This window comes from Novosphingobium fuchskuhlense, from assembly GCF_001519075.1.
Taxonomy (GTDB): domain Bacteria; phylum Pseudomonadota; class Alphaproteobacteria; order Sphingomonadales; family Sphingomonadaceae; genus Novosphingobium; species Novosphingobium fuchskuhlense.
This window is the reverse complement of sequence record NZ_KQ954246.1, coordinates 489,961-503,258: the sequence shown is the minus strand read 5'-3', so window position 1 is coordinate 503,258 and position 13,298 is coordinate 489,961. Positions and strand designations below refer to the sequence as shown.

Annotated in this window: 10 protein-coding genes; 7 read left to right on the top strand and 3 right to left on the bottom strand. The window is 70.2% G+C overall.

What is annotated here, in order from left to right; all coding sequences use genetic code 11:
* Nucleotides 1–4 precede the first annotated feature (4 nt).
* Nucleotides 5–2,578: a hypothetical protein gene (locus AQZ52_RS16300; protein ID WP_067913396.1), complete on the top strand. Its 2,574-nt coding sequence runs from the start codon at nucleotides 5–7 to the stop codon at nucleotides 2,576–2,578.
* A gap of 76 nt (nucleotides 2,579–2,654) precedes the next feature.
* Here AQZ52_RS16300 and AQZ52_RS16295 read toward each other — a convergent pair whose 3' ends face one another.
* Nucleotides 2,655–3,560: an MBL fold metallo-hydrolase gene (locus tag AQZ52_RS16295; RefSeq protein WP_067913393.1), complete on the bottom strand. Its 906-nt coding sequence runs from the start codon at nucleotides 3,558–3,560 to the stop codon at nucleotides 2,655–2,657.
* Nucleotides 3,561–3,859: 299 nt separating this feature from the next.
* On the opposite strand from AQZ52_RS16295, the gene AQZ52_RS16290 reads away from it, so the two are divergent.
* Nucleotides 3,860–4,378, top strand: a complete 519-nt coding sequence (locus AQZ52_RS16290; protein WP_067913390.1) for an HPP family protein — start codon at nucleotides 3,860–3,862, stop codon at nucleotides 4,376–4,378.
* On the opposite strand, the gene AQZ52_RS16285 is transcribed toward AQZ52_RS16290, so the two are convergent.
* Complete coding sequence (locus AQZ52_RS16285) at nucleotides 4,375–4,977, bottom strand: polysaccharide biosynthesis/export family protein (RefSeq protein ID WP_067913387.1); 603 nt, start codon at nucleotides 4,975–4,977, stop codon at nucleotides 4,375–4,377. The genes AQZ52_RS16290 and AQZ52_RS16285 overlap by 4 nt on opposite strands.
* 503 nt (nucleotides 4,978–5,480) lie before the next feature.
* Between AQZ52_RS16285 and AQZ52_RS16280 the strand changes: the two genes are divergently transcribed.
* The 5 genes from AQZ52_RS16280 to AQZ52_RS16260 all read left to right on the top strand — a co-directional run bounded on the left by AQZ52_RS16280 (nucleotide 5,481) and on the right by AQZ52_RS16260 (nucleotide 12,626).
* Nucleotides 5,481–7,649, top strand: coding sequence for a GumC family protein (locus AQZ52_RS16280; protein ID WP_240481717.1), 2,169 nt, complete (start codon nucleotides 5,481–5,483; stop codon nucleotides 7,647–7,649).
* Between the two features lie 679 nt (nucleotides 7,650–8,328).
* The gene (locus tag AQZ52_RS16275; RefSeq protein WP_082698242.1) at nucleotides 8,329–9,366 is read left to right on the top strand and encodes a glycosyltransferase; all 1,038 of its coding nucleotides are present in this window, start codon (nucleotides 8,329–8,331) and stop codon (nucleotides 9,364–9,366) included.
* Nucleotides 9,363–9,917 carry an acyltransferase gene (locus AQZ52_RS19230; protein WP_067913384.1) on the top strand — a complete coding sequence of 185 codons (555 nt, stop codon included), beginning with the start codon at nucleotides 9,363–9,365 and terminating at the stop codon, nucleotides 9,915–9,917. Before AQZ52_RS16275 ends, AQZ52_RS19230 begins: the two co-directional genes overlap by 4 nt.
* A gap of 34 nt (nucleotides 9,918–9,951) precedes the next feature.
* Complete coding sequence (locus AQZ52_RS16265; RefSeq protein ID WP_067913381.1) at nucleotides 9,952–11,517, top strand: hypothetical protein; 1,566 nt, start codon at nucleotides 9,952–9,954, stop codon at nucleotides 11,515–11,517.
* 419 nt (nucleotides 11,518–11,936) lie between these two features.
* Nucleotides 11,937–12,626 carry a DJ-1/PfpI family protein gene (locus AQZ52_RS16260; RefSeq protein WP_067913378.1) on the top strand — a complete coding sequence of 230 codons (690 nt, stop codon included), beginning with the start codon at nucleotides 11,937–11,939 and terminating at the stop codon, nucleotides 12,624–12,626.
* 1 nt (nucleotide 12,627) lies between these two features.
* Here the strand turns inward: AQZ52_RS16260 and AQZ52_RS16255 are convergent, their stop codons facing one another.
* Nucleotides 12,628–13,230: a twin-arginine translocation pathway signal protein gene (locus tag AQZ52_RS16255; protein ID WP_067913375.1), complete on the bottom strand. Its 603-nt coding sequence runs from the start codon at nucleotides 13,228–13,230 to the stop codon at nucleotides 12,628–12,630.
* Between the last annotated feature and the right edge of the window lie 68 nt (nucleotides 13,231–13,298).

Here is a 13,298-nt window from a genome sequence, read left to right as displayed (position 1 = left end):
TTTCATGCGCACGCTGTCCCTTGCTCTGCTCGCCGCGTTCGTGGTCTGCGCCCCGGCCCGGGCGCAGGGTGACGCGGCGCAAGCCGATGCTGCAGGGGCAGCAGCCGAAGCGGTGACCGCCGCCGCCGAGGCGGAAACCCTCGCGACGGCGACAAGCCGGCTCGATGCACGCGTGAAGAACCCCATGACACTGTCGGATCGCCAGCTTGCCGCGGCAGCGGTGAAGCTGGAACCGCTGGGATCGTGGCAACAGCCGCAGCCCCGGCTCGCGGCCTGGAACGACGCGCTGATCAGCGGCCTGCGCAGCGCCCCGCTCGCCGCCGTGAGCGCCCGGCTGGCACCCGGGCTGGGCCTTGGCAGCGCGGCGATGCAGGCGCTGGCCCGCGATTGGCTGATCGCCCGGATCGGCGGCTACGATCTTGGCAAGGATGGCGCGCTGGCCGCCGTCCGCCCCGCCTTCCTCGCGCAGCTCCAGCGCGATCTTGCCGCAGCGGGCCATGCGCCCATCGCGATCGAGATAGCTGGACGGGCGTTCTACATGGGCGGCGATTGCGACGAGCCGGGCCTTGCCAGCCTCCTCTCGGCCGCGCCCGACCGGACCGTGGCGGGCTGGGCCCTGGCGCGCGGCACGTTGTGCCCCGCGCCCGGCTTTGCCGCGCTGGCCAGCCCGGACCACCGCACCACGGTCCTGCTGCAACTGCTGATCACGGGCGAAGCCACGGGGATCGATGCGCTGCCGATGGCGGACTGGCTGCTGCAGGATGGCCGGCTCGCCAGGATCGATCCCGCCGATGCGCCGCATGTGCGCCTCTGGCTCACGCGCCTGCTGATCGGCACGCTGCTCGAAGCGGGCATGGCGGACGCAGCGCTGGCCCGGTTTGACGCGCTCAGCACTGACCTGCGCGCCGCCGTACTTCGGAACGCCATGGCGAGCTTCACCGCCACAGTCGACGGCGCGCAGCTCGCGTTCGATGACACCCGGCCCTCACCGCGCCTGCCGCTTGCCGCCGCCATGGTGCTCGGTGCGCGCGCCCGCGATGCGCAGGCCATGCTCGCGGAAGATCCGGCGCTCGCCACCGGCGAAAAGCTGCTCGCCTGCGTGGCCACCTGGCAGGCGCAGCCGCCGCGGAAAGGGGGCCGGAACGACGATCCGTGCGGGATGAGGGCCGCGTCCGGCGACCGCCTGCTCAGCGATGCTCTCGACCATGCCTATTTGCGCGAGGCCATCGACCGGACCGGTGCCGATCTCTACCCCCTTGTCGAGATTGCCGAGGGGTCGAGCCGGAGCGGGGAGCGCGGCGGCGTGATGGTCGCGCTGCGCTGCCGCCTGCTGGCCGAGCCGCAATATGTCGGCTTGTGCCGCAAGGGGCGCGGCGAAGTCGCCCGTTCGCTGCGGGCCATGGCGGACCGCGACGCCTATGACCGGAAAAGGGCCGAGCCGATCCGCGCCGCGCTGGCCGGGGCCGGCCTGCCCGGATGGGATGCCCTCACCGCGCGTTATGAAGCCCTGCGCGCGGCCACGCTTGCCGCATTCCAGGGCCCGGATGACGAACCGCGCTTCATCCGCTGGGCCGAACGGCCGGCGGTCGAGCCCGAGCCATCGCCTTTCGCCGAAAAGCCGCTCCCGCCGGAGTTGCGCTCGCCCGCCGATGCCGAGGCGAAGGACGCCCCCTGGCCGCGCGGCTGGGCACCGCTGCCGCAGGGCTTCGCGCCGCTGCGCACCGATCGGTCGGGCACGTTCGCCGTCGCCGTCAGCGTCTCCTCGCGCTACGACCCTTCCGGCGAGGTCGGCCGCGGCGCCTACTGGGTCCATGTCAGCCGCGATGGCGGGAAGACCTGGCAGGCCCCGCTCCCCACCGGCCTTGCCGCCTTCTTCCCCTATGTCGCGGCCGATGCGTCGAAACTGCGGCTGCTGGATGGCGAGACGATCCGGCTCGAAGTCAGGGTAGATCTTCTGGATACGCGCAGCATAACCTATCCGCCGGTCGGCCTGCACACCCGGCGCACCGCGCGCGATCTCTATCTGGAGCTGCCGCTGGCCGCCCTGCAAGCAGACAGCAACGGCGACGGGCTGACCGACATCGCCGCGCATCACCTCCTGCTCGATTCTCCGGCCCCGCTCGCTCCGTTCGTGGTGGGGAGCGATCTTGCAACCTGCCCCGCCAAGGGGTCGCCCCTGCAGGAATTGCGCGCGCTGCTGCTCGGGCGGCTGTTCGGTGGGCGGCAGGACCGGGCCGTGCTGGAGCCGATCAACCGTCCCCCCGGCGCCATGGGCTTCGGCTGGGCCCAATCGCCTGACGCGCAGAACGGGCCGCTGTTCATCAAGGGCGATGCGGCGGCCTTTGCCTGCCTGCGCCTGCCCTTCCCCGCTCTGGTCTACAGCGCCGCGGGCGAGGAGGCCCTGCAGCGCAAGAGCCCCGATTTCCGCCTTCTGGAAATGCCGCCGATGATCATGAACCGCACCGGCACGCGCGGTTTCGCGGTGTGGTCGTTCGGCTGGACGGGTGGCACGACGCTGTTCGTCCAGAACCCTGATGGCACATGGCGTTCGGTGGAGATCCAGTCCTGGATCACCTGAACATGGTGCCCCCGGCCCAGCGCAGCAGCGATATCGCCCTTGGGCAGGCCCGCATCGGGTGCCGGCAGGGGCCGGATCAGGAAAGCCCGAGCGCGCCCAGCACCGGGCGAAAGCCGGTCCCCTCACGCAGGACGCGGGCCATGTGGCTCCCGCCGAAATGCGCCGGCACCAGCAGCGCCTTGCGGTCTGCGGCAAGATCGAGCACGCGGCGCCGGGTTTCGCGCGCCTGATCCGGCGCCTCGCAGAACACGCTGTTCCATTCGGGCCGGTAGATCTGCGCCGGATGGTGGACGACGTCGCCGACGAACAGCGCGTTGTCGTCCTTGCCCGCCACTTCGAGCATCATGCTGCCGGGGGTGTGGCCCGGGCAGGAGAGCAGCGTGATGCCCTCCGCCACGGCAAAACCTTCCTCCGCCCATTCGGCGCGACCGGCCGCCACGATGGGCGCCACGCTGTCCTCATACATCCCGGCGTTGACGGCCGCGCCCACGCCATCCGGCCCGGCGGCGGCATCATCCGGGTCCCAATAGGCCCGGTCGGCAAGCGGGAGGACATAGCGGGCGTTGCGGAAGGTCGGCTCCCAGCGGCCCTCGACCAGCCGCGTGTTCCAGCCGACGTGATCGATGTGGATGTGCGAGCAGACGACGACGTCGATATCCTCCGGCTGAAACCCCGCGCGGGCAAGATTGCCGAGAAAATCGGTCTGCAGGTTGCTGAACACGGGAATGTTCGGGCGGTCCTTGTCGTTCCCCGCGCCGGTATCGAACAGGATCCGCTGCTTGCCGGTATCGAGCACCCAGCTCTGCAGGAAGGCGTAGAGGTGCCCCGTGGCGGGATCGAAGTATTCGGGCGCGAATTCCTCGGCATGCGGGTCCCAGCCTTCGGGCGTGTAGCCCTGAAACAGATAGGACGGCGGCGCGAAGGTGCCCTGCCATTCCTCGATGCGGTGGACGGTGACGGTGCCGATCTGGAAACGGTCCATATGCTCTCGCTCTCCCCGCCGGGCGGTTCCTCGGCGCAGGGAGAGAGTGCCCGAGCGCGCCGCGTTTCACAACCGGCGGCGGAAGGGCCGGGTTTGGGACAGGCAGGACAGGCTCGCGTGCTTTCGCCGTGCATCGGCTGCTTCACGGCCCTCTCGCCCCGGCCGCAGGGGATGCCGAGCCCATCCGAACTGCTCCGGGCCGGCGCTTCCCGGCCGTCTGCCGGCCGATCCTGCACATGGCGGCTGGGCAGATGGCGCAGAGCGCGGTAGCCGGGGCTTTCAGAGGGAAAGGGCCGGGCATGGTCGAAGGGGCAGGCAGGTTGGGCGGGCGCGGAGCGGCAGAGCGCGGCGGGAGCAGCGGCGCATGGAGCCGCGCCATCGGCGTCTTTGTCCTTACGCTGCTGATCCTGCAGGGCCTCGTCCTCGCCTCGTGGATCGTCGGCCTTGCGCTCATGCTGCCATCGTGGGCATCAAGCACAGCGCTGATCGTGGGCTGCCGCGATGTGCCCGCCGCGCGCCCGCGCGCCGCGGCCCTTGGCCATGTGATCTGCGGCGCGGTCGGCGTTGCCGCGGTCTTGGTGGCGGGCCCCGCCGCGCATCCATGGGCGCTGTGGCTCGCCGCGCCCGCCGTGGCGGTGAGCGCCGCGCTGATGTGGGCGCTTGGTTGCTACCACCCGCCGGCTGCGGCCAATGCGGCGATCCCGCTGTTCACGGCAGCCAGCATGCCCGTTTATGCCGGCGCGGTGGCGCTGGGGGCGGCGCTGCTGCTGCTCGCCGCCCTCGCGTTCGACCGCGCCGACAGGGCGGCCAGCGCCTAGAAGTAGCGCTCACCCACGCGGATCGTGTCACCCGGCAGGACGGCGACCTGCGCGCTGCGCAGCGGCACGGCGCTTTCGCCCTGCCCGGTCTGCCGGCGCAGGAACACGGTTTTCTCGTTGGCGCGGTAGGTGAAGCCGCCGGCGCGGGCGATGGCCTGTTCCACCGTCATCCCGGAAGCATAGGAATATTCACCGGGACGGTTAACTTCGCCCAGAATGTAGAACGGCCGGTAATTGAGCACCTCGATGCTCACGCGCGGGTCGTTGACATAGCCTTCGGCGAGCTTTGCGGTCAGTTCCTGCTGCACCGCCTCGATCGTGCGGCCCCCGGCAGCAACCACGCCGATCAGCGGGAACGCCAGCGAGCCGGCGGGCGTGATATTGTATTCACCGGTCAGCGAAGGCTCGTTGAACACGGTGACGCGCACCTTGTCTCCCGCGCCCAGCCGGTAGGTTTCCAGCCCTGCCGCGACATCCGCGGTCGAGATCGGCGGAGCCCCCGCGGCGGCGCATCCGCCGAGCATCAGCGCAGCGGCACCGGCCACCGCGAGCGCGAGGTGCCGCCGCTTGCCCCGAGGGCCATCGTGCTTGCAATTCATCCGAAATCTCCAGTGCTTTTGCGAACATCGCATCGATGCCGCCAAGTCTATGCCGCGCGCGCCAAAGCGCAATCACCTGGCCCTCTGGCGAATCCTCCGACTTGGAGGAGTTCCGGGGCGCATTGATCCGGGATGCCGGCGCCAGCCCGCCGGTCGGCCCGGCGCACTATCGGCGCAGTCCCGGGCAGGCGGAAATAGTGCACAAATCCTTAAGCATTCACCCGGATTTGCCCCAGGTCGGACGATGCGGGATGCAGGACTCAACGAAGCCTGGGACTGCGCCTGTGAAGTCGCGCAGCGATCCTGCGATGTCTGCCGGCCCTCTTGCTGCCGCCGGTTTGCCTCCGCAGCGGATACGCTTCGCCTTCCCCGTCGCGGCCCCTTGCCTAGTCTTGAGACATGCCGTGAAGGGAGATGCTCTTCCTGATTGGCGAAATTGTACCAATACGGTTCCTCGCCGGTCTGTTCGCCCGCGCCGGATCCGTCGATCGAGGAGAACAGGGGTGAACACGGCAGTCGGTCTCTATCGCAATGCTGGCGGGGTGCCCGGAATGGCCCCCGCCCTCGCTTTCGAGCCAAGGGTCCCGCCCCCGGCCACGGACCGGGTGGACCTGCGCCTGCTGCTGGCGGTGTTCCGCCGCCGGCTCGGCGTGTTCCTTGCCGTGCTGCTGGCCGTGCTCGCGGCGGGTTTTGTGGTCACGGCGCTCCAGCCGCGCACCTATACCGCCCGCGCCGAAGTCACGCTCAACAGCCGCCCGCAGTCGGTCGCCCCCACGAGCACGAGCGACGGGCCGCAGCAGGCGGCGATCCCCAGCGAGGGCTATGTCGACACGCAGGTCGCGGTGGTGACCTCGGAAGCCAACCTCGCCGCGGTGGCGGAAAGCCTTGGTCTGGCCCGGGAGGAACGCTTCGCGAAGAGCCCGGCGGGCGCGCAGGCGGCGGCGCTGGCGTGGCTGCGCAAGGGCGTGGTGGCAACGCGCATCGGCACGACCTACGGCATCGCGATCACGTTCGAAGACAGCGATCCGGCGCGGGCCGCGCGCGTCGCCAACACGTTCGCCCAGCAATACACCGCTGGCGCGCTGGAGGCGAAGCGGCTAGCCGCGCGGCGCACGACCACGACCATTGCCGAGCGGCTTGAGCAGCTGCGCCAGCAGGCCCTGGCCGATACGGCAGCGGTGCAGCGCTACCGCATCGGCAACAATCTGCTTTCGACCACGATGGGCTCGCTCACCGAACAGGAAATCTCGAGCTACAATCAGGCAGTGACCACCGCGCGGGCGGAAGCCAGCGAGGATGGCGCCCGGCTGGATGCGGCGCGGCGCCAGCTGGCGCTGGGCGTCAGCGCGGGCGGGGTCGGCGAAGTGGCCAGCTCGGCGGCGGTGGGCTCGCTGCGGGCGCAGCAGGCTGCGGCAGCGACCGAACTGGCCTCGCTCACCGCGCGCTATGGCCCGCGCCATCCCGATGTGCTGCGCGCCAAGGCCGCGCTCGGCGCGATCGATGCGCGGATTGCCGACGAGACGCAGCGGGTGATCTCGAGCCTGGAAGCGCGCGCCCGGGTCTCGCAGCAGCGGCTGGCCTCGCTCACCGGATCGCTGCAGCAATCGCGCGGCACGCTGGCGCAGAACAACGCCGCGATGGTGGGCCTGCAGGACCTCGAGAAGCGCGCCGAGACATCGAACGCGCTCTATGAAAGCTACCTCAACCGCTTCAAGGAACTGACCGCGCGCGAAGGCACCGAACAGGCCGACGCGGACCTGCTTCACCCGGCCGCTGCCCCGCTGAAGCCAACCAGCCCCAATGTCATGCTCAACCTCGTGCTGTCGGTCGCGCTCGGGCTCGGGCTCGGCGTGGCGGCGGCCTTCGCGGCGGAAATGACCTTCAGCGGGCTGACCACGGGCGATGACATCGAGCAGCGCCTCGGCGTCCGCTACCTCGGCTCGATCCCGACGCTGGGCTCGGTCTCGCGCGGGGGCGAAAAGGTGCCGATGACGGCGCTGCTGGAGGATCCGCGCTCGGCCTTTGCCGAAAGTTTCCGCTCGCTGCGTGCCTCGATCGCGATGAACACCACGCAGGCCCGCATCATCGCGCTCACCTCGGCGCTGCCCGACGAGGGCAAGACCACGACCTCGATCTGTCTCGCGCGGTCGATGGCGCTCTCGGGTGACAAGGTGCTGCTGATCGACGGGGACTTGCGCCGCCAGGGCGTCAGCCGGTTCCTGCGGGGCGATGCGGAGCGGCCGGGGCTGATGGATGTCTTGTCCGGCACCGCCTCGTTTGAGGCAGCGCTGGTGGTCGATCCCGCCACCGGCCTCAACATCCTGCCGCTGGCGGAAAGCAGCAACAAGGCGCCCGAACTGCTGACCGGCGACGAGATGGACCGCATGTTGGCGCAGGCGCGCGAGATGTTCGATGCGATCATCATCGATACCGCGCCGGTGCTGCCCATCGCCGATGCGCGGCTCATGCTGCGCAAGGCCGATGCCTCGGTCTTCGTGGTGCGCTGGCGCAAGACGCCCGAAGCCGCGCTGCGCTCTGCCCTGCGGCTGCTGCCCGACGACCGGGTCCAGCTCGCCGGTGTCGCGCTCACCCGCGTCGACATGCGCAAGCAGGCCCGCTTCGGCTATGGCGACGATGCCTTCTACCATTCCTACAAGCGCTACTATGCCTGAGGCGGCCGCACCAACCCCCGGGCCCACGCCCCGGCGCCCCGGCCCCGCTTCAGGCAGCACCGGCCCGGAGGTGATCCCCTTCCTGCTCCAGGGCAGCGCGGAAGAGCCCCATGCCGCCGCAGCAGGCAGCTCTGCCCCCAATGGGACGTCCACCACCGGGACGTCCATCACCGGGACGGGCACCACAGGAACGGGCACCGACGCAGCCACGCTCGCCGCCGGCACCTATGCCGGACGCCTTGCCGGACTGGACCTTTCCAGCCTCGGGCTGGCGGGTCCGCCAGTCCCCGGGGAAGAGGCGCGGCCGCTGCTTCCCCGCGGCGAAGTTGCCGCCGCGCGATCGGTCGAAGCGGCCGCAGCGGCGGTGGTGCGCGCAGCGGCGGCTGTCGAAGCGGCGGCCGGCACCGTGCACATTGCGGCAGCCGCCATCGATGTAGCCGCAGCAGCGCTCGCCCGGTCCGAAACGCCCGGCAACCCCGAGGGCCTCTCTAGCCCTTCGCCCATACCGGACGCGCTGCCCCTCGCGCTCCCGGCCGATCTTGCCGCATACGCCCCCCTTGCGACCATCGTCGGCGAGGCGCCCCACCGCCCCGCGCCGATCCTGCCCGGCGCCGTCCAGCCGCTCGATCCGCGCCGCCGCTTCCGCCGGGTCGCCATCATCCACTACTGGCTGGTGACGATGCGCGGCGGAGAGCGCGTGCTGGAGCGGCTGCTCGAGCTGTTTCCCGAGGCGGATATCTTCACCCACGTCTATGATCCGGCGGCGATGTCGGCCGCGATCCGGGCGCGCACGGTGCACACCAGCTTCATCCAGAAGCTGCCCGGCGCGCGGCGGCACTACCAGGCCTATCTCCCGCTGATGCCCATGGCGCTCGAACAGCTCGATCTGCGCGGCTACGACCTTGTCATCAGCAGCGAGAGCGGGCCGGCCAAAGGCGTGATCCCCGCGCCCGATGCGCTGCACCTGTGCTATGTCCACTCGCCGATGCGGTACTTGTGGGATCACTACCACGATTACCGCGCCGAAGCGGGCTGGCTCAAGCGCGCGGTCATGCCGCTGCTGTGCCACGGCCTGCGCCAGTGGGACACGAATTCCGCGGCGCGCGTGGACCGCGTGCTCGCCAATTCCAGCTTCATCCGCGAACGGGTGGCCAAGGCCTGGCGGCGTGAGGCGACGGTGGTCCATCCGCCGGTCGATCCCGCGCTGTTCACCCCCTCGGACGAGATCGAGCCCGGCTACCTCTGGGTCGGCCAGCTTGTCCCCTACAAGCGCGCCGATCTTGCCATCGATGCCTTCAATGCGCTCGGCCTGCCGCTGACGGTGGTGGGCGACGGGCCGCAGGCGGCCATGCTGAAGAAGCGCGCCGGGCCGACGATCCGGATGATCCCCCGGCTCGATTTCGCGGCGCTGCGCCGCGCCTATGCCCGGTGCCGGGCGCTGGTCTTCACCGCCGAGGAGGATTTCGGCATCGTCCCCGTCGAAGTCATGGCCTCGGGCCGTCCGGTCATCGCCTATGGCCGCGGCGGCGCGCTTGACAGCGTGGTGGAGGGGCGCACCGGCCTGTTCTTCGGCGAACAGACGCCCGAAGCGCTGATCGCGGCGATCGAGCGGCTGGAAAGCTGGCTGCCCCACTTCGATCCGGCGGCGGCGACCGCGCGCGCGCGCGATTTCGCGCCCGACCGCTTCGATGCCGGGGTGCTGGAGGCACTGGTGTGAGGCTCCAGCCGCTCAACCGCCTGCGCACCTGGCTCACCATCCTGCGGCTGCGGCTGCGGGGCGACCGGCCGGGATCCCGCTTCTTCGTCCACAGCGGCCTCCCCCGCATCGAGGGGCGCGGCCGCATCAGCATCGCCGAGCGCGTCAACTGGAGCTGCCACGGCGCGCCGGTGGCGGTCGAAGTCGGGCCGGGCGCCCTGCTGGAGATCGGCGCGCGCGCCTTTCTCAACGCCGGGGTCGAGATCGTGTGTCACCACTGGGTCCGCATCGGCGAACATTGCCGCATCGGACCGCGCTGCGTCCTGGCCGATACCAACCACCATCCCGTACACGAGGGGCAGGGCGTGCGCGTCGCCCCGGTGAAGCTGGGCCGCAATGTCTGGCTGGGGCGCGGTGTCATCGTGCTGCCCGGGGTAACGATCGGCGATCATGCGGTGATTGCCGCCGGCTCGGTCGTGTTCGGCGATATCCCACCGCGCGAGGTTTGGCGCGGCAATCCCGCGGCCTTCGTGAAGCCGGTACGCGCCGGGGAAGGATACGTCCGGCCATGAAGCCCCCCATGCCCGCCACAGGATTGACGCCACCATGGAACTGACATTCATCGGTGCCATTCAGGTCCTCATCGGCCTCGCGCTGTTCGTCGCGGGATCGGTCGAGGCGATGTTCGCCTTCGTGCTCGTGTCCGCGATGTTCGGCGGATCCGCCGCGATCCTGCTGCCGCTGCTCGGCAATTCCTCGATCCCGCCGGTGCAGTTCGCGCTGCTTTTCGTGGCCATGCGCCTGCTGGTGCCCGGTGCCGGGCAGATGGAAGGGGTCGGCCGCGCGCTCCGGGCCAATGGCTGGCTGGTGTGCTTCGTGGTCTATGGCGTGGCCCTCGCCTTCATCGCACCGCGCCTGTTCGCCGGCCAGATCGAGGTGACGCCGCTGCGCGGCAAGGTGGAGGCCCGCTATGTCTCCACCCTTGCCTATATCTATGCCGTGCGCCCGCTGGTGTTCACCCCGCAGAACCTGACAACCGCGGTCTACCTGCTAGGCACGCTCGTGGCCGGCCTCGCCAGCTTCGTCGCCTCCGGGCGCGCGCGGGGCCGCGCGGTGCTCGTGCGCACGTTGGCGGTGGTCGGCATGGCCCATGCCCTCACCGGCTTCGCCTCGGTCCTGCTCAAGGGCACCCCGGCGGAGGCCGTCCTCCTTGTCTTCCGTAACGGGTCCTACGCGCAGCTCGATCAGTCCTACCTCGGTTTCGTGCGGATGACCGGGCTGTTTCCGGAGGCATCGACTTACGCAAACTACGGCATGCTGCTGTTCGTCTTTGCGTTCGAGTGCTGGCTGCGCCGGATCGATCCGCGCTGGACGGGGCCCGCCGCAGCCCTGCTCGCGGCCGCGCTGGTGCTCAGCACATCGAGCACGGCCTATGCCGGCCTGCCTGTCTATGCCGCGCTGGTCGGCGTGCGGGCCCTGCTGTTCCCCGGTGCACTGCCCACCGATCGCGCCGTGTGGATCGGCGCGGCCGGCCTCGCGATGGTCGTGGCTGGCTGCACGGTGATGATCTGGCACCCCAGCCTTGCCGATGCCTTCTCCGACATGATCCGCCACATGACCGTGGAGAAGGGGGAGACGCTCTCGGCCGTGCAGCGGCGCTTCTGGGCCTGGCAGGGGATCGAGGCCTTCCTCGCCAGCAGCGGGATCGGGATCGGACCGGGCAGCTTCCGCTCCTCCAGCCTCGCGACGGCGGTGCTCGGCTGCACCGGAGTGATCGGCGCGCTCACGCTCAGCCTGCACTTCCTCACCGCGTTCGGCCCGCTCCGTCAATCAACCTGGGCACCTGTCCCCGATCCGGCCCTCTCGACCGGCGCGGCCTGTGCCTGGGCCATGCTGATGGGGATCGCGATGACTTCGATTTCCTCGCCCACCTGCGATCCGGGGACAGACATCGCGATCCTCGGCGGCGCAGCCCTCGCCCTGCGGCGGCGGCAGCAGCAGCAGGCCGCTGTGACCATGGCCGCGCCAGCCCCGCTTTCCAGCCCGCTGACAGCCCCGTCGATCGCGCTGAGCCCTGCCCCGACGCCGTTCATGCTGGGCAGCCCGCCCCCCACGCGCGGCTTCATGCTGCAGGAGCCCTTTGTGCTGGGTGCCGAACTGGAAATCGCCTGAACGGGGCCGGCCGCCGCCCTCGCGGCACCCGCCATGGGCCCCGCGCGCGCAACGGAGGAAGTTCCTCGCACCATGTTCCGGCTTTCCCGCAGCTGGTCGTGCACGCCCGGGGCAGCGCGATGCGGGCACGGTTTTTCCTGTCCTACAGGGCGGGTGCCGGTCAACAATCAGGCGATGCGCCGCCCTATCTTTCAGCCCTGTACCGAGTCGGGTCGCCCAGCCCGATTAATCGAGCCAGCCGATCAAAAGCCCCCTACTGATCGAATACAATTATTCCCCAGGACTGTGTCAACCGTGTCAACCTGCTCCCGTTTCGGGACAGGTGGGGCGGGCTTGACCCCGCCGCCGGCGCAGCGGACAACGCGCAGACCCCGTCCGCCTTGCGCGCAAGGACAGGACGAAATGCGAGGGAACCGGTCATGAATGAAACGCCGCTGCGCATCGTGTTTGCGATCTATCCCGGGATGACCCAGCTCGATTTCACCGGGCCGCAGCAGTTCCTGTCACGCGTCCCCGGGAGCGAGACGATCGTGGCCAGCCGCGATGGCGGAGAGGTGCCCTCGGAGGGGCTGGTCTTTGCAGGAACGCGGGTGCTGGCCGAGATCGACCGCTGCGACCTTGTCTGCGTGCCGGGCGGCCTGAATGCGACCGAAGTGGCGCTCGATGCCGCCTTCGTGGGCGAAGTGCGGCGGCTGGCGCTGGGCGCGCGCTATGTGACCTCGGTTTGCACCGGCTCGCTGATTCTGGGGGCGGCCGGGCTCCTGGTGGGTAAGCGCGCGGCGTGCCACTGGGCATGGCGGCACTTGCTGCCGCTCTACGGCGCGGTGCCCGATGAAGGCCGGGTGGTGCGGGATGGCAACGTGATCACCGGCGGCGGGGTGACCGCAGGGATCGATTTCGCGCTGACCGTGCTGGCCGAGATCGGCGGCGAGGCGCTGGCGCACTCGCTGCAACTGGGCCTCGAATATGCCCCTGCCCCGCCGTTCGATGCCGGCCGGCCAGAGACCGCGCCGGCGGAAATCCTCGCCGCCTACCGCGCACGGATGGAGGCGTTCGCGGCGCAGCGCGAAGCCCAGACGCGGGAAGCCGCCGCGCGGCTGGGGCTTTAGTTCACTTCGGCCCGGTCAGCGCGTCCCACGTGGCCCAGGGGATATCGCGGCCGGGCCAGGCAACCTTGCGGAACGGCCATCTGGCGGCGATCCACTGGTGCGCCCATGCCTCGAGCGCCTTGTCGAAGCCGCCATCGTATTCGGCCTTGGTCACCCAGATCCGCACCACGGCATCGTAACCGGGCACCGGGCTCGGCGCGACATAGATGCAGCCGCGCTCGCGCTTGCCGTCCGGCGTGAGGACCGAGTAGGCGAAGCTCTCGCGGCGGGCGAAGCGTCCGGCCTCCGTCTGCATGTCGAGCATGGCATCGGCATCGCTGATGCCGGCATCCGGCCAGTCCGTACTGCGCGTGAAGGTCTGCTGGAGATGCTCGACCGACGACATGTAGGCATCGAAATCGATCTTCACGAGATCGGGGCCGAGCGGCCGGAGGTGGAAGCCGGGACCTTCCGCACCGGTGGGGACGGCAAAGGCGGGCGCGATGAAGGCAGGCGCGGCGGAGGAAGGGGCGGCGGAGGAAGGGGCCTGCTGATCGGCAGCCCGGGCAGCGGCAGGCGCGGCAGCGGCAAGCAGGATGGCGGCGGCGAGGGAGATGCGCTTCATCGATCAGAGCCCCTTTGATGCGGCGGCGAACGTTCCACGAGCGCGCGCTGGCGGCAAGCGGCATTTGG